Origin of the sequence: Neobacillus sp. PS3-12, assembly GCF_030915385.1 — a bacterium.
In the GTDB taxonomy this organism is placed as follows: Bacteria; Bacillota; Bacilli; order Bacillales; family Cytobacillaceae; genus JAEVLT01.
This window is the reverse complement of the sequence record NZ_CP133268.1, coordinates 5,157,504-5,180,624: the sequence shown is the minus strand read 5'-3', so window position 1 is coordinate 5,180,624 and position 23,121 is coordinate 5,157,504. Positions and strand designations below refer to the sequence as shown.

The following is a 23,121-nucleotide window of genomic DNA, read 5'->3' as shown; positions in this document are numbered from 1 at the left end:
AGAATTTTAAAGGAGATGACATTATTGCAGATCTATTTTTCACCTGAGGTTATAACACCCGAGTATCAAGTGTTAAATGTGGTCGATTCAACGAACAAAGGTGTCGGGAATATTGCTTTTTTATTCGCAGAAAAAAAACTTTATGTATATGGAATCTTAGAAGAAGAAGACGTTGGTGCCGATTTCCGCGATTTAGTCACCCCTTACTTGAAGGGATTAGCAAAAGCAAAGCCTGGCTTAGATATTTTCTCTTGTTTGTATGTTGGATGTAAAAAAATAGAATTAAATGACAAAGAGCAAAAATAAACACTTAAAAACCCAGCCGATTTATGGCTGGGTTTTCATTTATATAAAATTTCATGTAACAAGGCATTTGTCTTCAACATAAATTGACATATAGGTTTTTAGATAGATAAAGGTAAGTCGGGAGTGTGCACCTAATGAGTTTTGGGATCATCATAATGGGATTTCTGGTTGGTTCTTTAGTCGGACTAACAGGTGTTGGAGGCGCAGCCCTGTTAACGCCTGTTCTTATATTATTAGGGATTCATCCCTCAATCGCCGTCGGGACAGATCTTGCGTATAATTCGGTTACAAAATTTTTTGGTTCGCTGCAGCATTGGCGGCAAAAGACAATTAATGTAAAGTTAGTGAAGTACCTGGCCATAGGCAGCATACCAAGCGCAGTTCTCGCGGTTGGAGTTCTCCATCTATTCGATTCTTTTTTCCATAACCAAGAACTGATAATCAAACACGCATTGGGCTATGTCTTAATCTTAGTTGCATTAGCTACCCTTGCAAAGACTTTCCTCAGGAATAAATTTGAATGGAATCGAATTCAAATGAAGCCCTTATATGAAAAACGTGGTTTAACGATTGCGATCGGAGCGGTTGTCGGCTTTATCGTCGGATTGACCTCGATTGGTTCTGGATCACTCTTTGCTCTTGCGATGCTGTATTTATATAAAATGACTCCATCTGAACTGGTTGGAACAGACATTGCACATGCTTTTTTATTGGTTACTTCTGCGGGGATTATACATGCCGAAATTGGTAATGTTAATTATATGCTGGTGTTGAACCTATTGCTCGGCTCTATACCAGGTGTTGTTTTAGGCAGTACTTTATCCTCCAAGCTCCCAACAAAGCCCCTCCGTGCCCTTTTGGCAATAATGCTGCTAATCAGTGGGATTAAACTTCTTTAGTTGTTGGCCGTTTTTTATAATCGGCCTTTTTTTCATTTTATGAAATTGTGAAAACTTGTCCTTTTTGACTTATCAACAGCATATAGTTTTACAAAGAATGATTACGGCTGGGGTGATCCATTGTTTAGTAATATTGAAAAAGTTGTCTTAGCCATGGGCTTATTAAGGATCTTATCGGGAAGTATTGAGATAAGTGCAGCCCTTCTTATGCTAAAATTAAATAGTATTGAAAAAGCACTTCTTGTAAATAGTTCACTCGTACTTGTAGGTCCGATTATCCTAATATTAACCACATCTATCGGATTAAGCGGTATCGCTGGAGAAATCTCCTATATGAAAATTTTCCTTGTATTTTGTGGGATCGGTTTAATCCTATATGCGGTACTTTCTAAGTAAAAAATAGCCAATCACTTAGATTGGCTCAGATTGTCGAGAAAGAGTATTTTCTCGGCAATTTTTTATTTGATAGTCCCTGCAAATGGTGCCTGTTGATTTCCTCTCCGGGCACTCGCTTTCCGCGGGGAGGTCCTTGAGCCTCCTCGGCGCTCTGGCGCCTGTGGGGTCTCAAGTGACCTCTAGATCCCGCAGGAGTCGAGTGCCCTCCGCTCCAATCAACAGGGATACAAATTAACCGATTGTAATGCACACACCTTTTTTCCAACCTTGCTAAAAGTGTTGAAATCTTCTTTATGTTTTGGCTGGCTACTTTTTTAGAATATATTTCGGTCCGATAGCCCTTTACAAATTGTGCTCGTTAGATAGGTTTCACCATTTTTTTATTTATAAGTTGAGCTGTAGGACTTTATTGAAAACACTCGTTGATTGGCGCGGAAGGCACGAAGACTCCTGCGGGAGTACGGGGCTGGGGAGACCCCACAGGCGCTTTTCGCGCCGAGGAGGCTCCCCGGCACGCCCGCGGAAAGCGAAGTGCCTGGAGCGCCAATCAACAGACAAGTTAGAAGCCTTATACTAATAACATTATAAAGCTTAGCCTGTCCCTTCAAGAATTTTTATTTTTTTCCTTTTTAGAAGAAGGAAAAGAAAAATAACAATAATCTCTAAAATTAAGCCCAAGGAAGCCCAAGTATAAAAAGAATAATGGAGAAAATTCATTGTGTTTTTAAATAATAAAACCGATAAGAGTCCTAAGATAATAGAGATAGGGAATAAAAACTTGTTTGTGCTTGATTTGTAAAAAAGACTTAAGCAATGATTAACTGCAAAAAGGAGGTAGGATAGCTTGGCAATGAGTGTCGGCATCCATATAACGACAATAACCAAATCAATTCTGTCAAGAAAATCTGTCAAATTAATTTGTTGAATTAAAATATAAGTTGGGTACGTAGCTTCTCTTACAATTTTTGTTCCCAGCACCGAAAGTTGGAGAAATAAGATAATAAAAAAAAGAAGGAGTCCAAGACCAGCGCCTGCAAATGCTGCTTTTCTTGCCTGCCGTACTGGATTTACATTGGCAATAATGATTAAAAATAAGAACATTTCCGCCAGCCAGGAAAACGAAAAGTAAAGGGTATGGACGATTGACTTAACTGTTCGAAGGCTTGGAAGCGGCTGTAAATTTTGTAATTCCCATTCGTTCAATAAAAAGAACGGCATAATAAGAACAATGAATGTCAAGAGAACAAAGTAAATCATATTAATTCTTGAGATGACCTCAATCCCTGACATTGCAATGTAAGAGATTACTAAAATAGAGAGAACCATTAGTACATCAATCGGGGTATTTGGCAGAAGAACAGAAGCGACAAAATCAATTAATCCTCTTAAATCTCGAACAAAGGTTAACACTGCCAAGAGGAGGAAGACAACAATAAACGCTTTTTCCCAATAAGAGTTTTTTTCCCCGATGATAAACAGCTTTTTTAAGGAATCGGATTTTTTCTTACTTCCAAAGACCAGGAAAATAATCAGCATAAACATTGGCAAAAGAATAATTGGGACAAGCCATCCATTTTGACCCGAAATCTCAACAATGATCTGAGGCAAACTAATGACACTGGAGGAAAATATGAAATTTGCTACTAAAAACATTAGTTGAAGATTGGATACTTTTTGGCTCATATGTTCACAACCATTCTTGATATTCCCCCAAATGTATTGTTTAAAAACCAAATAACATTATTTAATGAAATATTAAGCATGATCAGAATGGAAAAGCCAATAGCTGTGATAACTAATAAATAAACCCATTTTCTCTCCTTTTTTTCTACGTTTTTCCCTTTATAAACCACAACCATATAACCAAGCAAACTGATCCATACTACAATAATTCCAATATCCATAGTTTCATTCCTTTTCTACATTCCCAGATGTTGTCGTCCTTTGTATATCTGCATCCACACTTACACTTACTTTCAAGTCTTTTAATGTATATTCCCACCCATTTTTCCAATCAGTATTCCATTTCTGATAATGGGTTCGATAAAGATACCAACCAAAGCCAAATAGATCTACTCCTTGAGAGTGGGCATGATTAATAGTGCTTTGGATTTCTTTAATGATTTCTTTTTTCATTTTTCCTACCACCATGTGGTACGTTTTTGGATCCTCTAAACGATAGTTCCCCTCGTTATTAACCAAAGTTCCCGTTGCCCTTACGGAGAGTGCAAATGTTGGTTTTTTATTAACAACCGCAAATTTTTGCTTGATATTATTATCTATAATTTGAACGGTTGCTTCATCAATACCAATAACAGGAAATGTTAAGATTTTTCCTGCCATTTTTTCACGCAGCCATAATACTCCCAGTGTTTCAGCATCATTCGTAATAAAAGAAAGTTTTTCCCCTTTTAAAACCGCAAAGCTTTTCATAGCAATTTCTGTTTTACTTTTTTCATTTGATAATAAGGAAGAGGTTTCAACCATTGGGATAACTGCTTCTTTTCCAGGCCGTTCCAAATCAAGAATCACATCCCTTACAGTCATTTCAATCCTTGCTTTTGCCATTTCGCGAATGGCCTCTCCTGAAAATTGTTCCATCCTGGGCTGTGCCTTTAACGTGTTAAGTGAATCACCTTTAGATATTAAAAGAAATGTTGATAACCTTGATTGCGGCTCAACCAAAATAGCATTTAAGGACTCATTGATACCCCGTTTTGCCAAATCTTCGCCAAGAATCAAAACACGACGGTGTGGAAAATATAGCTTTCTAGATAGTCTGTTTTGAATATCATCAACACCCTGTCTAAGGTTTTTCCCTGTTCCCTGAGCAACCAAGAATGGTCCTTCACCACTGGTCCCCCCGCCTCCGCCACTTGATCCTGAACCTCCCATTGAACTTGGTAAGGGAGCTTGAATCGTAACACGATAATCCTGCTTACCAGCCTTATCTTCTGCCGTTGCGACTACAATGGCTAAATCGTTAATTTCTGTCCGATCCCAACATCCCGTTAAAAATACTGGCATGCAGATCAGAACGAAAAGAAGTGCAGGCTTTTTCATGTAGGACTCCCTTCTTCTCCTAGTTTTGGGCTTGGTTTTAAATGATCCGTTTGTCTCGCCGTATCTTCTTTAACTGTTTGATCAGGTCTCTGATCCATTGCCCACCAAGGTACACGAATGAATATATCCTTTAACGATTGTGGATTCATTGGAGCTAAAGGCCAGAAATACGGGATGCCAAATGAACGCATTTTACATAGGTGTGTAAGGATCACCAAGGTTCCTAATACAATTCCAAATAAACCAAACATCCCTGCTAAAACCATCAACGGAAAGCGAAGGAGACGTATGGAAATAGCCATATTGTACCTTGGCATTGTAAATGATGCGATTCCCGTAATCGAGACAACAATGACCATGGGTGCTGAAACGATCCCTGCCTCAACTGCAGCCTGCCCAATAACAAGGGCACCAAGAATACTTACAGCCTGTCCGACAATCTGAGGAAGTCTAACTCCCGCTTCCCTTAACGCTTCAAAAGATATTTCCATAATCAGTGCTTCGACAAACCCAGGGAATGGGATCGCTTCTCTGCTGGCAGCAATACTGAACAAAAGGGTTGTCGGTATCATTTCTTGGTGATAGGTAGTAATGGCTACATAAATACTAGGTAACTCAAGAGCAAAAAACATCAATATGATGCGCAGTAATCTTAAAAAAATAGAAATATGGAATCGATTGTAATAATCTGAGCTCGCCTGCATAAATTGCCAAAATGTAGCCGGCGCAATGAGTACAAATGGGGTTCCATCAACAATGATGGCAATTCTGCCTTCCAGTAAATTGGCCGCCACCGTGTCAGGACGTTCAGTATTCTGTATTTGCGGAAACAAACTCCAAGGACTGTCTTCAATAAACTCTTCTATATAGCCACTGTCTAAAACACCGTCAATTTTAATCCGATCAATTCTGTTTAATACCTCTTCTACTAATTCAGGGGAAGCTAATCCCTCAACGTACAAGATCGCCAGTCCTGTATTCGTTTCCTCACCAATGTCTCTTGAGATAATTTTCAGCCGATTAGAACGGATTCTATGTCGGATTAAAGCTGTATTTACTCTAAGAATCTCTGTAAAACCTTCTCGCGGCCCTCTTACTGCAGATTCAGTTTCCGGTTCTCCAACTCCTCTTCTTTGCCCTCCTTTTTCATCAAAAATTAGTGCTTTCTTTGCTTTATCTATTAATAAAAGTGTATTGCCCTTTAATACATTTGTGACAACCTCATCAAGCTTGGATGTTTCCTCTACAGCACTTAAAGAAATGATTTGTTCCATTAATACTTCTGCGGATATTTCTTTTTCTTTAACTTCATTTAAAATTTGCTTAATTCCACTTACTTCGATTGCTGCAGTGTCAATAAAGCCATCGACAAACAAAATACATGCTTTTAATTTTCCTGCAAAAAAGGGACGAAAGACGACATCAGAGCAGTCTTTGAATAAATCTTTTAAAATTTCAATATTTGTTTCTAAATTCGCTTGAATTTCTATATTTGTTTGATCACTATTAAGTGAAGAACGTTTTTTTTCAAGAATCCTGCGATATTTTTTCATTTTTAAAACTCCGAAGGATAAATTTATTGATGTTAAATTTGAATGGTGTTATAACAATAAACTCGAATATTAATATATCCTCAGTATAGAAAAATATCCCTTTTCACAGAAATGCGATTATAGCTATTAAAAAATCCCCATGCATTTTGCAAAGGGACCATAAACGTATTTAGACCTAAATTTAATCGATTAATATCCAAATTTAGATATTATCCAGCGCCTGTTCCAAGTCTGCTTTAATATCCTCCCATGCTTCAAGACCAACAGAAAGTCGTAATAAAGTATCTTCAATTCCCATTTTTATACGTTCTTCAATAGGAATCACAGCATGGGTCATTGATGCAGGATGCTGGATTAATGTCTCAGGATCTCCAAGACTAACTGCTAATTTAATAAGCTTCAATTGATTCATAAAGGCTTGAGCTGTTTCCTTCGTTCCTTTTATCGTAAAAGAAATCATTCCTCCAGGTTTCTTCATTTGTTTTTTCATAATTGGAAAACCCGGGTGACGATCATCTCCTGGATAATAGATTTTTTGTATTTTGGGATGGTCTTTTAAAAATTCATATAATATCTTTGCATTTTCACAATGTCGGTCCATACGGATTGGCAGTGTTTTTAAACCTCTTAATAATAGCCATGCATCAAATGGGGAAATGACTCCACCAATATCCTTTTGGGTTGTTTGCGACATTTTCTTAATAAAATCCTTTTTACCGACTACTAAACCAGCAATTACATCCCCGTGTCCACATATATATTTTGTTGCACTGTGTATTACAACTTCACACCCTAAGGAAACAGGGGTTTGTAAATAAGGGGAACAAAAGGTATTATCAACTACAACAGGAATACCCATCTCGCTGGCAACACTTGCAACCATTTCTAAATCAACAAGCATCATTGTTGGATTAATGGGAGTTTCGATATAAATACATGTGGTATTAGTGTGGATTTGATTTTTTAATTCCTCTTTAGTATTCATCTGTGAAAAACTGTATTCAATCTTGTACTTTTCGTTTAATAACCTTAATAAATCAAAGGTACAGCCATATATCCCCTGTGAACAAAGAATATGATCACCTGTTTTCGTTAGTTCTATGAGCGCAGCAGAAATGGCTGCCATACCTGAGGAGAATGCTAAAGCTGCTTCCCCATTTTCTAAAGAAGCAATTTTATCCTCTAGTATTTTTACAGTTGGATTCCCTAAGCGGGAATAAATAAATCCGGCTTCTGTCCCAGCAAATCGTTTTTCACCTTGTTCAGCGGTATCAAAAATAAAAGTAGATGTCTGATACAAAGGAGGAACCAAGCTTGCTTGATGTTCCTGTGAAAAATACTTTCCATGAATGACTTCTGTTTCAAAACTTAACTTATTTCCATCCATTTGGGAGCCCCCTCATCATGTAGCCATCTTTTTTAGTTCCCTTTATTTATCATATGTGTTTTATAATAGATAGTTTAAGCCTTTTACGGTAAGCTCAAATTTCTTTTGCTTAGAGATTTTTAATAAATGAAGGAAAATAACAAATAATAATCTTAGTTTTTATAATCGTTGGAGGTGCTCCTTTGTCTATTTATGTTTATCAGACCTTTGTTATCAAACAAGACAAATTTAAAGAAGGAATTGAAAATTTAAAGGAGATTCAAAAATTCAGAAATGAACAATACGATCACACTGTGGAGATTTTGTCACCAATTACAGGCGCTGATCATACCTATGGTTTGTTGTCTAAATATGAAGGATTAGCAGAAATGGAACTTCAAGATAAAAAAATGTTTGATGATGAGAATTACTTAAAAATCATTGGTGATTTTTTTCTTAAGCATATCGCTGAAGGAAGTATGCATACCCAAATTTTCAGATCATTACATGAAAAGAAAAATTCCTAGAACACATTGTGTATTCTAGGAATTTTATTAGGTAACTGAGTTTTCGGTTACTCACATAAAGTAATAAAATCCTCTGCTGCCATTTCACTTATTCGATCAATTATGGATGGATCCTGCGTAAAGATATCGCCTGATTTGCAATGTAAAGCAACTTCGTAGTGTCCATTCACACACATGACAGGTTCTACAGAAAGATTCCCGCCATCGTTATATACTGCACTCCCGTCCCCAAGTAAAACAGCTTCTGTTTCAAAATAATCGCCTGAATTCGAATCTAGTACCTTTAAATGAATAAACATTATATATCCCTCCGTCTCTATATTTTGTTAAATTATTCACAATAAAATGAATAACATAACATATCTCTTAAGAATAGATTACCACTTATAGAAACTTAGAAATTTGAAAATTGTGTGAACTATTTAACAATTTTTTGAAGACCTTATATAATATTCCCATTTCATTCATAAAAAATAAAAAGCAGTGGATTTTTTTTAAAATCCACTGCTAAACTGTAAAAACTGCTAACACCTTTTTAGATTTAGGATATTATTCCTTTACCTTTCAGATGTTCAAATGCTGCATCTTTATTCTCATCTTTAATTTGATATTCGAGGACTCCATCAACGACTTTTGCACAGCGTCCACCAAATGGCTTAAGTTCATCCTTGATTACTTTAATTTCAATATCGTTCTTAATCGGATAATTTACCTTCATCACTGCACCTCCATATACAATATAAAGAAGAAACAATATTCCTTGCAGTGATAAAAATTACAAATTATTAAAAAGGAGAACCATTATTTTGCAGATACTTTTACACCTGAAACTTGATTTGACTGAATAAGAGCTTTTTGCATACTTGCTTCTCTACCATGCAAGAAATAATATAGAAATAAACAAGAAAACAGAACAACCGCCATAATTAAGTACAGACCTCTGTAACCCATAAATGGAATTAAAAATCCAAGAATAAATGGGCCGATACCAATCCCGCCATCTAAAAAGATGAACCAGGAAGAAGTTGCCAACCCCATCCTTTCTTTAGGTGATACTTTAATAGATATTGCTTGACCGCTTGAAGAAAGCGTACCATATCCCAAACCAACTAATGCACCTGCTGCAAGTAGAACAAACCCTTGATGCGCCATACTTAACACCAAGAGCGCGATAGCAAATAGCAAGAATGACGGGTACATAACAAAGTTTTCACCTTTTTGATCAAACCATCGGCCTGTAAAAGGTCTTGAAACTAGAATGAAAACTGCATAGACAATAAAGAAGAAACTTCCGACATCCACCAGATTGATTTCCTTTGCGTAGGAAGTCAGGAAAGTAAGAATGCTTGAATATCCAAAGGCAATGAAAAAACCAATAATGGAAATTGGAAATGCTTTTGGTTCAAAAAAGTTTCTGAACGATAACCCCTTCATTTTAGCTAGTTGATCACTTGAAAACACTATTTTTGGAACTTTCACAAAAAATACAGCTACAAAACTTAAAGCTAAAAGAACAATACATAATGTGAAGTTACTATTATAGCCAGCATGTTCTCCAAGATACATTCCTAAAAAGGGCCCGATCGCTGCTGCCAAAGTAACACTTAACGCATAGTAACCTGTTCCTTCCCCACGGCGCTCATGTGGAATAATTTTTGCAACGATTGTCCCGGTCGCAGTAGAAGCAATCCCTAATGCTGCCCCATTTAAAAAGCGGTTTACCAATAAAAAGTTTAAATTCGTAACCCAGAAATATAGGCCAGTGGTAAGTAAAAAGAGGATAAATCCAATGTAAAGCATTCTTTTCCAACCTATACGATCAATGGATCTTCCTGAAAAAAGGCGTGCAATCAGCGTTCCTACGACGAAAATACCCGAAGCTAATCCCGCTTGACTTGGTGTTGCATGGAATTTTTCAGTTGCAAACACAGTGATCGAAACCATTAACAAGTAAAATGTAAAGTAAAGAAAAAAGTTTGCTGCTGAGACAATTAAAAAATCTTTTGTCCATAATTTCGGTTTATTCATGTCGATCTCCCTCTAGATTTATGATGTTTTCTCGTATTTTTGGAAGGATTTCAAATACTGCGTTTAGTTCATCTCTTGGAATACCTCGCATTACCTCGTACTCCAGCTTTGTTATCTTTTGTCGGCAGGTTTGATAAAGATCTTCACCAGATTCCGATAACGTTATAATTTTTTCTCGTCGATCTTTACCCTGTATCACTTTTATTATTTGTTTCTCCTCGAGACGTTGGACCGTCCTGGTGATCGTAGGCTTTTCAACATTAAAATGAACAGAAATTTCAACAAGCGTTGAAGGTCCATTATTTTTGACAAAAAAAATAACCTGCCATAATGAGTAGGATAATTCAGATTCACTTAAAAGCTCGTTTAAACGGCTAATAAGAGGCCGATATAATAAAAGATACCGTTGAAAAAACCCTTGCATAGTTCCCTCCAGCAATTTAGTTACCCTAAGTAACTATTAATAACTCCTTTACTATACTCTTTAAAAATAATTTGTCAATAATTAGACACATTTTATTCACATTTATATTCATATTTGTTCTCCAAAGCAGATTGATATTTTTATGCCCTCGACATATACATCTATAAAGGGAGGGATTTTCATGGCGTATTTATGGACGGTAACCATTGGGTATATTATTGCCCTTGGGCTTATTGGCAGAGTATTTTTTTACTTTCTAAGATCTGGTCCACTGAATCCAGAAGATTCCAAACGAGTTGACCCCTTAAAACAAGAGGAATAGTATTATGTCAGGCATAAAAAAAGCTGTCACACTAATAAAGTGACAGCTTTTCCTTTCTTCTTTTAAACCATAATTTTGCAAATATCGTTTGTAAACTCAACAGGGTCATTGATTGGTAAACCTTCAATTAAAAGGGCTTGGTTATAAAGGAGATTTGTATATAATGTTAATTTCTCTTTATCGTGCTCAAATGCAGACTTTAAGGCATTGAATACTTCGTGATTCACATTAATTTCGAGTACTTTTTCTGCTTTTATGTTTTGATTATTTGGCATTGCTTTCAATACTTTTTCCATTTCAAGCGTAATCTCACCATCTGTAGTTAAACATACAGGGTGTGATTTTAATCTTTTTGATATGCGGACCTCTTTAACTTTTTCTGCCAGAATGGTTTTCATTAAATCAAAAAGCTCTTTGTTTTCGTTATCATCGGCAGTCTGCTCATTTTGATTTTCATCTTCTATGCCTAAATCACCGCTTGATACAGACTTAAATTCTTTCTCTTTATAGGTCATTAGCATTTTAATCGCAAACTCATCAATATCATCGGTGAAATACAGAATCTCATACCCTTTATCAGCCACAACCTCTGTTTGCGGAAGCTTATCAATTCTCTCGATTGAATCACCTGTAGCATAATAAATGTATTTTTGGTCCTCTGGCATTCTTGAAACATATTCCTCTAAGCTAACTAATTTTTTCTCCTTGGAAGAATAGAATAACAGCAAATCCTGCAGTAATTCTTTATTGGTGCCAAAATCATTGTAAACACCAAATTTTAACTGGCGGCCAAAGGAGTTATAAAATTCTTCATATTTCTGGCGATCTTCTTTAAGCAAACTTTGTAGTTCACTCTTTATTTTTTTGCTGATATTTTTGGCAATTAACTTCAATTGACGATCCTGCTGCAGCATTTCTCTCGATATATTTAGCGATAAATCTTCAGAATCGACCATTCCTTTTACAAAACTGAAATAATCCGGAAGCAGGTCGGCACATTTGTTCATAATTAACACGCCATTAGAGTATAATTCCAAGCCCTTTTCATATTCCTGTGAATAATAGTCAAACGGTATTTTTTCAGGAATAAATAAAATTGCATTATATCTGACAGCACCATCAACACTGATATGGATATGTTTAATTGGCTGGTCAAAGCCGTATCGTTTTTCAGCATAAAAATTATTATAGTCTTCGTCCGTAAGTTCCTTTTTGTTTTTTCGCCAAATTGGAACCATGCTATTGATGATTTGTTCTTCTTTTACATCCTCGTATTCTGATTCACTGCCATCTTTTTGTTTTCTTTCGATTACATCCATCTTAATTGGATAGCGAATGAAATCAGAGTACTTCTTGATTATCGATTTTAGGCGGTATTCCTCTAAAAACTCATCATAGTTTTCGTCTTCAGTATTTTCTTTAATTTTTAAAGTAATCTCGGTTCCTACAGCTTCTTTCTCACAAGGAGTAATCGTGTAGCCATCTGCACCTTCCGATTCCCACTTATATGCGGTGTCACTGCCCAATGCTTTACTAATTACGGTAACAACATCTGCTACCATAAACGCTGAATAAAAACCAACACCAAATTGGCCAATGATTTCGTGTCCATCCTTTACATCTGTTTCATTCTTAAATGCTAAAGAACCGCTTTTGGCAATGACACCAAGATTATTTTCCAGCTCATCTTTAGTCATGCCAATTCCGGAGTCAATTATCTTTAGCGTCCTGTTTTCCTTATTGAATTCCACTTTTATGTAGTAGTTGCCTTTGTCGAATGTTAAAGAATCATCTGTTAATGCCTTATAATAGATTTTGTCAATTGCATCGCTTGCATTCGAAATAAGCTCTCTTAAAAAGATTTCCCTCTGTGAGTATATCGAGTGAATCATCATATCTAAAAGCCTTTTAGACTCTGCTTGAAATTGTTTCACTTCCACGATAATATCTCCTTTCAATCTTCAGAATTTTATTAGCACTCTTTAATGATGAGTGCTAATCATTATTTTAATAATAGTGAATTTTCGTGTCAATACGCCAGAATAAATTCTATTTCTTTAATTTTTGGAAACCCTTATTTTTGAATAATTTTAAAGCATCTGGGATTAATCCAGATGCTTTAATCACTTTCATAATCGTAATCAAACGAATTGGGAAAACTCCTCCACCAGCTCTTTGAATTTCTGTAATGCATTCTCTATCGGAGTTGGAGTTGTCAAATCTACACCAGTCTTTTTTAGTAATTCTAGCGGGTAGTCAGAGCTGCCGCTTTTTAAGAATTCTAAATAAGAATGAAGTGTTTCTTGATCTCCTTCAAAAATCTTTGTAGCCAGATGAATGGCAGAGGCAAAACCAGTTGCATATTTATAAACATAAAAATGACGATAAAAGTGCGGAATCCTTGACCACCCATATTTCACTTCGTCATTAAAAACAATCTCAGTCCCATTATATTCTCGGAATAGTGATTCATAGGTTCTATTGAACACTTCCACATTCAATGGAACCCCTTTTTCTGCCAATTCATGGGTGATTTTTTCAAATTCAGCAAACATAACTTGTGTAAAGAAGGTTCCTTTAAATTGATCGATAAAATGATTTAATAAATGCTTACGGACAGCTTCATTCTTTTCTGTTTTTAACAAATAGTTAATTAACAATACCTCATTAACAGTTGACGCCACTTCCGCTACAAAAATGCTGTAATGAGCTGTAATTTGTGGTTGATTTTCCGAACTTAGACGGCTGTGAACACCATGGCCGCATTCATGTACAAGCGTAAATAAACTATCCAAATCATCCTGGTGGTTTAATAAAATAAATGGATGGACACCATAAATTCCCAAATTATAGGCACCCGAGCGCTTGCCAGGTGTTTCACGTACATCAATATAGCGGCCTTTTTTAAATTCTTTTAATATAGAAAGATAATCATCCCCAAGAGGTGCCAATGCCTTAAGCATTGTTTCAAATGCTTTTTCATATGGAATGACTTGTTTTACGCCTTTTACTAACGGTACACTCAAGTCATATTGACGTAGCTCATCCAGACCCAGTTTTTCTCTTCGAATCCGAGAGTATTGATGAAGCGGTTCAATATTTTTTTTTGTGGAGGTGATCAGATTTTCGTAAACCTCTTTTGGAACTTTATCACCGAATAACCCCTTTTCCAAAGCGGAAGGATAGTTGCGGATTCTTGCAAGCGTAACATTATTCTTGATTGCTGCAGAAAGTGTTGATGCAATCGTATTCTTTGCTTCCACATATGGTTTATAGTAGGCCTTATATGCTTCTCTCCGCTTCTCTCGGTCCTCATCATCAATTAATTTTGAATACATGCCTCTGGTAAGTTCAATTTTTTCACCATTTTCATCTGTCACTTCTCCAAACTTTATATCCGCATTATTGATCATTCCAAAAGTAGTAGAGGGAACAGAAAGTGCTTCTCCAAGTTGGGACAAGACAGACTCCTGTTCTTTACTTAGCACATGTGTTTTATAACGAAAGGAATCATATAAATCTTCTTCAAAGTATTTTAGACCCGGCTCCTCGGCTATGTATCCATTTAAAGTTTCTTCGTCTAGGCTTAATAAAAATGGCATGAAAAATGATCGTGAAGAACTTACTTTAACACTTAAACTTTTGGCCCGATCCAAAAAAGATTGTGAATTAGAATCTCTTGTATCTTCATCAACTTTCAACATGCAATATGCATACAAGTGATTAAATTTATAGGACAGTTCTTCACTTTGTTTTAAGTATTGAAACAAGCTATTCCCATCACGGATGGAACCGTCAAATTCTTTAAGTTCTGCTGCCACTTTTTCAATATGGTGAAAATCTTCTTCCCACTTGTTCAAATCTGAATAAATGTCGGCTAAATTCCACTTTTCACTTTCCGATACATCTGTCCTGGATTGATACGTTACCATGTAAACACTCCTTTTGTTTTATCTTTCTAAAATGTATGTCCTTTATATCAATTCTACTACATTGGAGTTTTTTGGGTGTAGTTTGAAGTCTGTGTATGGGTATGGGGATTGTCATCCAAATAAATCAGCATAAAAAATAGGATGGTTATTACACCAATCCTTATTTTTTATATACATTTTAAAGTTTAAACTGTGAAATTGTGCTAAATGCCTGTTCAGAATGATGTTCAATAACTTGATTATACTTACTTTTTTTCTTTCCCGCTCTTTCACTTAACCATTTATACATTATTGGAATGACGATAAGACAAATGAGCGTAGAACTGATTAATCCACCTACAACGACAATACCAAGTGTTTGTGAAATAACTGTACTATCAGACTTTGAGATTGCTAACGGAAGTAAGGTTAAAATAGTTGTCCCGGCAGTCATTAACACAGGTCTAAACCTTGTGGCTGTGCCAGATAAAATGGCCTGCTTAAGGTCCATTCCTTCGAACCGATTGCGCTCGATTTTATCAACAAGGACAATCCCGTTTGTCACTACAATGCCTGTTAACATCATGAGTCCAACCAACGCAGCAAGATTCCATTCCAATCTAAAGATAAACATGCCGATAACCGATCCAATAAAGGCCAATGGAATGCACAAAAGTACCGACAAAGGTGCTTTCCATCCGCGGAAAACTGCACTAATGATTAAGAGAACCAGCAATACCGCAAAGAATATGGCAATGGCCATTTCATAAATCATTTCATATACCTGCTGGGGTGCACCAACGAAAGAATATTTCACTCCTTCTGGCAATGGCATTTTTGATAGGGTATTTTTGACGTCTTTTGTTACCTTTCCAATATCATTTGAAGTAATGTTGGCCGTCACAACATCAAACGGTTTACCATCTTTTTCTTGAATGACCGATGAATTGGATGGCGTTACGATTGCGAGTTGCGATAATGGCACTTTTTGTCCATCCTTATTTAAAAAAGTCTCGTCACCCATTAATGTAAAAATATCATTTGTGTTGCCTTTTTGTTCATCCGTATGGATCACAATTGGGTATGCAGTTTGGTTTATAGAGATAACCCCTTTTGACCCTTCTGATGTATATATCTGAATCCGATTCAGAACATCATCCAGCCTAATGCCGTTATTTTCAATCGCTCTCCGATTCAGTGTTAATTGATATTGGTTAGTATGGTCTTTAGAATCCGCTGCACCTTGTATACCAAGCCCATGAATGAGCCTCAGCTGGTTACGGATCGTTTGCGCCATTGTTTCAAGTGTCTGGCTATCCGCACCCGACAGGTTGATTTTTAATTGCGAATCATCTCCCGCTATATTTGCATTTGAAACGGTATAAACAGCTTTGCCAGATAATGCGTTTAATTGTTTCTGGAGTTCTGGGATAAATGCATTAATATCAGTTCCTTTTTTAAGAGTTAATGATAAATTTGCAATATTTGGCTGCTGCAGCCACCCGCCACCAGCATCAAAAACATCATCTGATTGTGGTGTAAAGGAAGACCCGAGTTCGGATGTAAAGAAATCTACTTTTGGATTAGTTCTAAACAAGTCTTCTAATCTTTGGACTTCTGCATCTACTTCGGATAAGGAAGTATTCTGTGGAAGTTCAACCTGAACACCTACTTGTCCTTTATTCATACTTGTTGGTAAAAAATTAACAGGAAGAAAAGCTGCGCCTGCTGAAGTTAGCAAAAATAATCCTAGAGTGGTTAAAGCCACTTTTCCTTTGTGCTTAAACACTCTGGTTAATACTTTATGTGCCTGCGGTTCGATATGATCCCCAATATCATTCGGTTTCCCTTTCCAGAAAAGATTGTAAAGGGCCGGCACAACGAGAATCGAAACAAATAATGATACGCTCAGAGCAATGACGACCGACCAGGCAAACCCTGAAAAAGCGGAGCTGACCATCCCTCCAACTAGCGCAATAGGAATGTAAACGGCTATGGTAGTTGCGGTCGATGATACAATGGCAGGAATCATTTCAACAACACCATTTGTCAACATATGAATCTTGTTTAGACCTTTTGCATCATGCAATTTACGTGTCATATTATCAAGGATGACAATCGAATCATCAACCACCCTGCCCATTGCGACAATGAGTCCTGAAACGGTAAGGAGATTAAGGCTGATTCCCATCGTTTTTAATATCCCGGTTGTCGCCAGTAAACAGATTGGCAGGGATAGAGCGATTAATAAGGTTGAACGTACTTTCCGGAAAAATAGAAATACACAAATCATCGAAAATAAACAGCCGAGCAGCCCTTCTTTAATTAGACCGAATAAAGAATTATTGACCTGTTCACCCTGATCAAATAAAATGGATACCTTTATATCCTTATTTTTATTGGCTGATATTTCATTGATTTTACTTTTGATGCGCTCTGATACGTCGGTAATATTAGATGACGGAGTTTTTAAAATATCTAAAATAACACTTGGTTCTCCAGCGGTTCTTGAAATCGTCTCCAGGTTGACAATGGAATTTGAAATGTCAGCAACAGCAGAAAGCGGAACGGTTTTTCCATTTTGACCGTGAATAGGCAGCCCTTGTAAATCTTGCTGATTGATTGTCCAACCGGACACCTGAATTGGAATCGAAATCTGGTTATCCGTTATCTTACCTTCTAAGCCCGTTGTAAAGTTATTTGCGAGGGACTGTTTGACATCACTTACCGTAAACCCCGCTTTTTGCAGGTCATTGGTTCTAATGTTAATGGCGTATTCGGCCGTTCCACCCAGGATACTCGAATGTCCTGTACTCCAGGAACTGTTTTCAATAGATTGACAGCATCCTCTTGTATGGATTTGCGAAGTGTATTTTCCATAATATTTGGCGTCACACTCATCAAACTGATTCTCATAATTGGCAAAGAATGGGTGCTTAGACGAGTCACTAAAGGTTTTTTTACATCTGCAGGCAGGGAAACATTCTCCAATGCTTTAGATACCTGTGCCTCCGCATTTTTCATATTATATTTCATTGGAAAGTTGAGACTGACCAATGCACCACCATTAAACGAGTTTGTCTCGACGTCTTCGAGGCCATCCACTACCCTGACGGCCTGCTGGATCGGTCCGGTAATCATTGATTTTACTTGATCGGCTTGATAATTGTCTGCCCTTACCGTAATCATAAGAGTTGGATTGCTGATTTCAGGCAGGTAATCCCGATGAATTTGAAGTGCTGACATTCCACCCCATACGATAATCAAAACAATTAAGGTCAAAATTAAAATCGCACGTTTCATCGTTGCATCTATAAATCTTTTCATGTTTTCCTCTCCTTAATAATGTCGATAACAAGGAGAAAGGAACCAAACTAAATATAGCCTGGTTCCTTTATTCTTGATACTGACCTAGTTCAGTAAAAATTAGTTTTGAGCAGGTGATGGTGCACTGCTTTCAGGCTGTGCTTGAACTTCATCAGGTGTAAGAGCTTTTTTATCACCTGGATATGGCTTATCAAAGCCTTTTGTTGCATACCAAACGGAGTGGTTTAGCATATTGGCATTGGCTGCATCCGGTTTAGCGTGCTTGCCGGAGAACTCATCCTTGTGTTTGTCCGACCAATCAACCCACTTCTTGGCAAGATCTTTTGCCTCTGGAGATACATTCCTTGTGTTGGCAAGTACTGCCGGATTAGTGGAACCAGCTGGTCCATTTAATGTGTCAAGCGGAATTTCGTTTGGCACAAAGTTGTAAGGAGTGAAGTTAGGCTTATTTGTAAATAGTTCACTCATCGGCTCGGCTGCTGAATCGTTTTGGTTCATTGCTGGAAGTCCGAGAATTTGTTCAATACTGCGAACCATGTTAATGATAGTCCAGTAGTGGCTGTTAGTGATTCCTCTCTTCACCCAAGGACTGATCACATATGCAGGCTGACGATGGCCGTCAACATGGTCTAAACCGTTTTGGGAATCATCTTCTGTTACGAAAATCACAGAGTCTTTCCAGTATGGGCTATGAGAAATCAAGTCAACTATTTTACCTACAGCAAGGTCATTATCAGCAACCATTGCTTGTGGTGTTGGATTGTTTGATGCATTTCCTGCTGTGTGGTCATCCATAACCCACATTGTGTTTAATGCAGGTAAATCATTATTTTTTACGTGTTCTTCAAATCGCTGTTTGAAAATTTCAAAGCGGTACTGATCCGGTATATTCGTATCAAATGTTGGAAACGGCTTGTACGTAATTGGATTTAAGGATGGAATATCAGATGTAGCTGAATAATTCCCAATCGGTACATGGAGCTGACCTTGCTGAGCTCCGGAAAGGATTTGATAATCTTTCCACCAGTCTGTCCAAGTTCCGTATGGTGCAGAACCTGAGAAGGCATTCGTATCTTCCCCGAAGTTTTCTACTGATACACCATATTTTCCAGCTTGATCCCAAAGGTGTCCTGATGATGCATAGGCCATTGCGTCCCCTGCTCCACCTGGGTAGCTTTTTACGTTGCCTGTATCTGTTTCTTTATCTTCGTAATCATTATTTGTTGCTTGCATTACCCACTGATGTCCGCTCGCAGACTGAATACCAGAATTATACGTGTTATCTAAAAGTTGGAAAGTGTTAGCCAGTTTATGCAAGTTTGGAGTCACTTGCTGTGGAAACTGTGTTAAAGCTGGTTCACTATTTCCCTTTCCAATATCACCTAGTACTTGGTCATAGGTTCTGTTTTCTTTAATAATGTAGAAAATATGCTTAATTGTTGATGGCTCGCCCACGCGCTCAGGCATAGCAACTGGTTTCTTATTTTTGCGCGCTGGAGCATTTAGATCCTTTAAGCCGTACCAGTTATTGTCTTTGTATACCTGTTCTGTTCCCTTTGCTAGCGCATCAGCAGTTGGTAATGGGATCAAGGAAAGGGATCCTTCTTGAGCATACGTTTGGTGGCCATTAACGGTAAAACCCTGGATTGTTAAATTACGTGCAGGTCCGCGTGATCCAATACCATCGGCATTAGCAACAACTAAATTTTTATTGGTTGAATCAACCGCAATATCGACTGGGAACCACGCTGTTGGTAAAAGTCCTTGCAGTTCAGGTGACTTATCTGGACCTTGCCAGTCATAAACCGCAATGGCGTTGTCACGTCCAAGGCTGACCATTAACTTGCCATCCACCATTTTAACGGCGTTTGGTGCGGAACCTTTCGGTGAATTAGGGTATGGTTTAATGTCAATTGTTTGGACAACATTATTTGTTTTTGAATCAATAACAGACACTGTGTCACTGTTTGTGTTGGTTACAAATATGTACTGACCCGATTGTGTCATGCGTTCAGGCTGTACGCCAACTGAAATGTTTTTAACAACTGTATTTGTTGAAAGGTCAACAACAGAGACACTTCCTGTTGTCGTAGCCCCTGTTTGATCGGTAACAACTTGAGTACCTGAAGAGTCAACCGTTGTGTCTCCTGCTTGAGCTTTGCGGCCGCCTTGGTTGGTAACATATGCGAAGTTGCCATCCACTAAAACACTAGTCGGAGCATTTTCAACAGCAATTTGTTTTGTCAGCGTACCTGTTTGCGGATCGATCACGCCAAGGCTGTTGTCACGATTTAATGCTACAAGAAGCTGTCCTTGTGGCCCCACCGCGATGTCAAGCGGGTTGATATTTCCTCCAACGACTGCTTTTGGAAGGCTGATCGATTTTTGAACTACTGGAGTGCCATCTGTACCAACAGACATAACAACTACTTTACCAGTCGTTCCAGATGAACCAGTTGCATAAAGCTGGCTGCCATCTTTTGAATAAGCCAAGCCCCACATATGGGAAAGACCTAAGTTGATATCCTGAGCTTTCATCACTCCGCTTGCAAGATCTACAACGTTGATTCCTTTACCACCGTAATCACTGCGGCCGACCATCGTAACAGCTGTTTTTCCGTTTGGATTAACAGCAACAGAAATTGGGTTACCGCCAAATTCAATTTGTTTCCCAGCTGGTGTAATCAACTGGTTTACTGGTGTTTGCACGGACCCGTCTGCTTGTTGTCCAACAAGATTGCTTCCAAAAGCACCATCTTGAGCTGCATAAACGCCGGCAGAACTCATTAATATACTAGTCACTGCTAGCCCAGTTAAAAGCCTTTTTTTCTTTTTCATTTTCTTTATCATTTTTTTCCCTCCTAACCTTTGTTCATTAACAGAATACTCTTATTTTATTAAGCTATTATTTACTAATTGTAAAATAATAATAAATAAAATTCAGTCTTTATAACCACAACATATTTACTAGCAGTCTAGTCATTTTTTGTTATACTACAATATTAAAAACCCCTAGAATCTTTCAACTTCCAGGGGCTAAAATATACATATTATTTCTTATGATAAATACTGTTTATATCTCGGTGCTCATTTTGCAAATCTTCAAGTGATGGCAGACCAGAAATATAGCCGACACCACCAGTGCGATCAATTCCGATTCCATTTTCCATTGCTTTTACTAATTCATTTTTATCCACAGCTGTAATTTGTTTCGTATCTAATTCGTCACCAGGATGCTGGAAGTTACTCATAATATAGGAGAAACCATTACGGTTATCAATTGCTGCTAACCCAGTTGCTTCAGCTCCAGCTGGAATCGATAAAATCCTGGATAATTCTTTTGTATCAACATTATAAGCCCAGACAAAGTTATTGGTATGCATGCCGCTGTCCTCACCGATAAATAATGTTCTTAAGGCTTCAGAATAGCTTAAATTATCTGTATTGGCTACTTTATCGGGATTGGCCGTATTTCCGTAGGCATCTGCCGAAGGTAAATCTTCACCTGCAACTAACCCCGACATTTTAGCTGCAACGTATTTACTATGGATCTCTTTTCCTGTGCTGTCTTTTTGGCCGCCAGTTAAATCCAATTGATAAGTTACACCAGATTTAATTTTTGGCAGTTTGATATCATCGGTCGGGTCTGCAGGATTTGCCAGCATACCGTTGCTTTGATCGGAAATAGCTACATAAACTTTCCGATCCTTTTCGTTTAGGGTAACGCCTTCCATTTTATTAAACTCTGATGTTGCTCCAAGCATTGCTGCATAGCGGCGAGATTCTAAAAATGCAGCTGCTTTTTTCATACCTGGCTTAAGTTTTAAATATTCTGTTTTGCCATAGGTATACTGCTTAATCGCTTTAAAACCTTCTTTTGGTACATCCGATGTTTCAAAGATATCACTGAACTTTACGCCATTGTCGATGATTGCTTTGATTTCCGAATCAGAAGCATGACCTATATTAATCCATTCTAAATTTCCAGAACCGCCATTTTCCGTTCCAGTTTGTTGGAATTTTGCCGCGTAAAGAGTACCTGCTGAAAGATCCTTTTCCTTATCTGCAACATACATGAACATAGTTGTGTAGGAACCATCATCACCAAAGAAGGCAGTTCTGTTATCAGGCATCATTTTCATTACTTCATGTGAAAAACGTCCAACACTGTAATGTTTTGAAACTGATGCAGAACCCTTGCTGTCCACCTTTATTTCAGGGATAAAACCATAAAAATAAGGATTTGCTTTTGTCTTGTCCCCAAAATATAGCTGTGCAAAGCTTTCAACTTGGGTTCTTGTAGATGAAGTTGGATTTGTTTCAAAACTGCGCGCATCCGGCTCGTACTCTTCTGACCCTAAATGAGTATTCCAAGGAGAAAGCGAACCATTACATGGAATCCATAGTCCATTTACACTTGAAAAATCAATTTTCTTTACCTCTTTTGGTGTTAAATCACAGGTCTTCTTTTCCTGTGCCACTGTTGATATTGACATGGAGGCAGGAACAATTCCATAAGCTGACTTACCTGCGGCATCAATCGTTTGATACTCATAATGGGTAACCATATACAGTTTTCCACCAATTGGCTTTAATAAGCTATTCGAATCTGGAGCATCTGAAACATAGTATGTAGGCTTACCTGGGATGCTGTTATCGACAATTGGATCTCCATTTACATCAATCGGTGTTCCCGCAGGGATTAATTGCCCTTTATTCATTGCTATTTTATCTTCTGTTTTGAAAAGTCTTTTATATGAGAGTGGAAACTTCTTTAATTCTCCATTGCTGTATTTTACTTCCAAGGATGAATTGGAATAGGTCTGAACCATTTGTTCAATTGTTTTTGGTGCTGACATTCCATTAAATTTTACTGAATCCATCGTAACATGGCCTTTACTCGCCATCGTAGCAGCAGGTGTTACTGCAGGAATAGAAAGCGCAAGTACGAGTGCGACCGTTGCCCCTCTTTTACTCAAACGCATTTTTTTCATGGTAC

The 23,121-nt window shown here is 37.6% G+C and carries 20 protein-coding genes; 5 read left to right on the top strand and 15 right to left on the bottom strand.

The annotated features are described in order from the left end of the window. Positions 1–15 precede the first annotated feature (15 nt). The 3 genes from RCG17_RS25950 to RCG17_RS25940 all read left to right on the top strand — a co-directional run bounded on the left by RCG17_RS25950 (position 16) and on the right by RCG17_RS25940 (position 1,601). Positions 16–306, top strand: a complete 291-nt coding sequence (locus tag RCG17_RS25950) for a hypothetical protein (RefSeq protein WP_308172900.1) — start codon at positions 16–18, stop codon at positions 304–306. A gap of 134 nt (positions 307–440) precedes the next feature. After that, positions 441–1,205 carry a sulfite exporter TauE/SafE family protein gene (locus tag RCG17_RS25945; protein WP_308172899.1) on the top strand — a complete coding sequence of 255 codons (765 nt, stop codon included), beginning with the start codon at positions 441–443 and terminating at the stop codon, positions 1,203–1,205. Between the two features lie 120 nt (positions 1,206–1,325). Next, entirely contained in the window at positions 1,326–1,601 is a 276-nt protein-coding gene (locus tag RCG17_RS25940) for a YqhV family protein (protein WP_308172898.1), read from the top strand. A 591-nt stretch (positions 1,602–2,192) separates the two neighbouring features. Here the strand turns inward: RCG17_RS25940 and RCG17_RS25935 are convergent. From RCG17_RS25935 to megL, 5 genes are all read right to left on the bottom strand, one after another. Next, positions 2,193–3,284, bottom strand: coding sequence for a GerAB/ArcD/ProY family transporter (locus tag RCG17_RS25935; protein WP_308172897.1), 1,092 nt, complete (start codon positions 3,282–3,284; stop codon positions 2,193–2,195). Further along, complete coding sequence (locus tag RCG17_RS25930; RefSeq protein ID WP_308172896.1) at positions 3,281–3,505, bottom strand: hypothetical protein; 225 nt, start codon at positions 3,503–3,505, stop codon at positions 3,281–3,283. Before RCG17_RS25930 ends, RCG17_RS25935 begins: the two co-directional genes overlap by 4 nt. Before the next feature lie 4 nt (positions 3,506–3,509). Further along, entirely contained in the window at positions 3,510–4,664 is a 1,155-nt protein-coding gene (locus tag RCG17_RS25925; RefSeq protein ID WP_308172895.1) for a Ger(x)C family spore germination protein, read from the bottom strand. Further along, positions 4,661–6,217 carry a spore germination protein gene (locus RCG17_RS25920; protein WP_308172894.1) on the bottom strand — a complete coding sequence of 519 codons (1,557 nt, stop codon included), beginning with the start codon at positions 6,215–6,217 and terminating at the stop codon, positions 4,661–4,663. Before RCG17_RS25920 ends, RCG17_RS25925 begins: the two co-directional genes overlap by 4 nt. A gap of 202 nt (positions 6,218–6,419) precedes the next feature. Further along, positions 6,420–7,604, bottom strand: a complete 1,185-nt coding sequence (megL, locus tag RCG17_RS25915; RefSeq protein ID WP_308172893.1) for a methionine gamma-lyase — start codon at positions 7,602–7,604, stop codon at positions 6,420–6,422. A gap of 182 nt (positions 7,605–7,786) precedes the next feature. On the opposite strand from megL, the gene RCG17_RS25910 reads away from it, so the two are divergent. Continuing rightward, entirely contained in the window at positions 7,787–8,110 is a 324-nt protein-coding gene (locus RCG17_RS25910; RefSeq protein ID WP_308172892.1) for a hypothetical protein, read from the top strand. A 47-nt stretch (positions 8,111–8,157) separates the two neighbouring features. Here the strand turns inward: RCG17_RS25910 and RCG17_RS25905 are convergent, their stop codons facing one another. From RCG17_RS25905 to RCG17_RS25890, 4 genes are all read right to left on the bottom strand, one after another. Beyond that, on the bottom strand, positions 8,158–8,409 hold the full coding sequence (locus RCG17_RS25905; RefSeq protein ID WP_308172891.1) for a hypothetical protein: 252 nt from the start codon (positions 8,407–8,409) through the stop codon (positions 8,158–8,160). A 242-nt stretch (positions 8,410–8,651) separates the two neighbouring features. Then, on the bottom strand, positions 8,652–8,828 hold the full coding sequence (locus RCG17_RS25900) for a hypothetical protein (protein WP_308172890.1): 177 nt from the start codon (positions 8,826–8,828) through the stop codon (positions 8,652–8,654). An 83-nt stretch (positions 8,829–8,911) separates the two neighbouring features. Beyond that, a complete protein-coding gene (locus RCG17_RS25895) occupies positions 8,912–10,138 on the bottom strand; it encodes an MFS transporter (RefSeq protein ID WP_308172889.1) in 1,227 nt (408 codons plus the stop codon). After that, positions 10,131–10,562, bottom strand: a complete 432-nt coding sequence (locus tag RCG17_RS25890) for a MarR family winged helix-turn-helix transcriptional regulator (RefSeq protein ID WP_308172888.1) — start codon at positions 10,560–10,562, stop codon at positions 10,131–10,133. Before RCG17_RS25890 ends, RCG17_RS25895 begins: the two co-directional genes overlap by 8 nt. Before the next feature lie 181 nt (positions 10,563–10,743). Between RCG17_RS25890 and RCG17_RS25885 the strand changes: the two genes are divergently transcribed. Then, complete coding sequence (locus RCG17_RS25885) at positions 10,744–10,884, top strand: hypothetical protein (protein WP_308172887.1); 141 nt, start codon at positions 10,744–10,746, stop codon at positions 10,882–10,884. Positions 10,885–10,946: 62 nt separating this feature from the next. Here RCG17_RS25885 and htpG read toward each other — a convergent pair whose 3' ends face one another. From htpG to RCG17_RS25855, 6 genes are all read right to left on the bottom strand, one after another. Further along, entirely contained in the window at positions 10,947–12,824 is a 1,878-nt protein-coding gene (gene htpG / locus RCG17_RS25880; protein ID WP_308172886.1) for a molecular chaperone HtpG, read from the bottom strand. A 201-nt stretch (positions 12,825–13,025) separates the two neighbouring features. After that, a complete protein-coding gene (gene pepF, locus RCG17_RS25875; RefSeq protein WP_308172885.1) occupies positions 13,026–14,816 on the bottom strand; it encodes an oligoendopeptidase F in 1,791 nt (596 codons plus the stop codon). Positions 14,817–14,994: 178 nt separating this feature from the next. Next, positions 14,995–17,544 carry an efflux RND transporter permease subunit gene (locus RCG17_RS25870; RefSeq protein WP_308175958.1) on the bottom strand — a complete coding sequence of 850 codons (2,550 nt, stop codon included), beginning with the start codon at positions 17,542–17,544 and terminating at the stop codon, positions 14,995–14,997. Then, complete coding sequence (locus tag RCG17_RS25865; RefSeq protein WP_308172884.1) at positions 17,520–18,122, bottom strand: efflux RND transporter permease subunit; 603 nt, start codon at positions 18,120–18,122, stop codon at positions 17,520–17,522. Before RCG17_RS25865 ends, RCG17_RS25870 begins: the two co-directional genes overlap by 25 nt. A gap of 99 nt (positions 18,123–18,221) precedes the next feature. Continuing rightward, positions 18,222–20,972, bottom strand: coding sequence for a bifunctional YncE family protein/alkaline phosphatase family protein (locus RCG17_RS25860; RefSeq protein WP_308172883.1), 2,751 nt, complete (start codon positions 20,970–20,972; stop codon positions 18,222–18,224). A gap of 200 nt (positions 20,973–21,172) precedes the next feature. Further along, positions 21,173–23,107 carry a PhoX family protein gene (locus RCG17_RS25855; RefSeq protein ID WP_374120985.1) on the bottom strand — a complete coding sequence of 645 codons (1,935 nt, stop codon included), beginning with the start codon at positions 23,105–23,107 and terminating at the stop codon, positions 21,173–21,175. Between the last annotated feature and the right edge of the window lie 14 nt (positions 23,108–23,121).

Excerpts from the sequence above, each read along its gene's own strand:
- RCG17_RS25950 (WP_308172900.1), top strand. The coding sequence starts at position 16 with ATGACATTATTGCAGATCTATTTTTCACCTGAGGTTATAACACCCGAG.
- RCG17_RS25945 (WP_308172899.1), top strand. The coding sequence starts at position 441 with ATGAGTTTTGGGATCATCATAATGGGATTTCTGGTTGGTTCTTTAGTC.
- RCG17_RS25935 (WP_308172897.1), bottom strand. The coding sequence starts at position 3,284 with ATGAGCCAAAAAGTATCCAATCTTCAACTAATGTTTTTAGTAGCAAAT.
- RCG17_RS25930 (WP_308172896.1), bottom strand. The coding sequence starts at position 3,505 with ATGGATATTGGAATTATTGTAGTATGGATCAGTTTGCTTGGTTATATG.
- RCG17_RS25925 (WP_308172895.1), bottom strand. The coding sequence starts at position 4,664 with ATGAAAAAGCCTGCACTTCTTTTCGTTCTGATCTGCATGCCAGTATTT.
- RCG17_RS25920 (WP_308172894.1), bottom strand. The coding sequence starts at position 6,217 with ATGAAAAAATATCGCAGGATTCTTGAAAAAAAACGTTCTTCACTTAAT.
- megL (WP_308172893.1), bottom strand. The coding sequence starts at position 7,604 with ATGGATGGAAATAAGTTAAGTTTTGAAACAGAAGTCATTCATGGAAAG.
- RCG17_RS25905 (WP_308172891.1), bottom strand. The coding sequence starts at position 8,409 with ATGTTTATTCATTTAAAGGTACTAGATTCGAATTCAGGCGATTATTTT.
- RCG17_RS25900 (WP_308172890.1), bottom strand. The coding sequence starts at position 8,828 with ATGAAGGTAAATTATCCGATTAAGAACGATATTGAAATTAAAGTAATC.
- RCG17_RS25895 (WP_308172889.1), bottom strand. The coding sequence starts at position 10,138 with ATGAATAAACCGAAATTATGGACAAAAGATTTTTTAATTGTCTCAGCA.
- RCG17_RS25890 (WP_308172888.1), bottom strand. The coding sequence starts at position 10,562 with ATGCAAGGGTTTTTTCAACGGTATCTTTTATTATATCGGCCTCTTATT.
- RCG17_RS25885 (WP_308172887.1), top strand. The coding sequence starts at position 10,744 with ATGGCGTATTTATGGACGGTAACCATTGGGTATATTATTGCCCTTGGG.
- pepF (WP_308172885.1), bottom strand. The coding sequence starts at position 14,816 with ATGGTAACGTATCAATCCAGGACAGATGTATCGGAAAGTGAAAAGTGG.
- RCG17_RS25865 (WP_308172884.1), bottom strand. The coding sequence starts at position 18,122 with ATGAAAAGATTTATAGATGCAACGATGAAACGTGCGATTTTAATTTTG.
- RCG17_RS25860 (WP_308172883.1), bottom strand. The coding sequence starts at position 20,972 with ATGATAAAGAAAATGAAAAAGAAAAAAAGGCTTTTAACTGGGCTAGCA.
- RCG17_RS25855 (WP_374120985.1), bottom strand. The coding sequence starts at position 23,107 with ATGCGTTTGAGTAAAAGAGGGGCAACGGTCGCACTCGTACTTGCGCTT.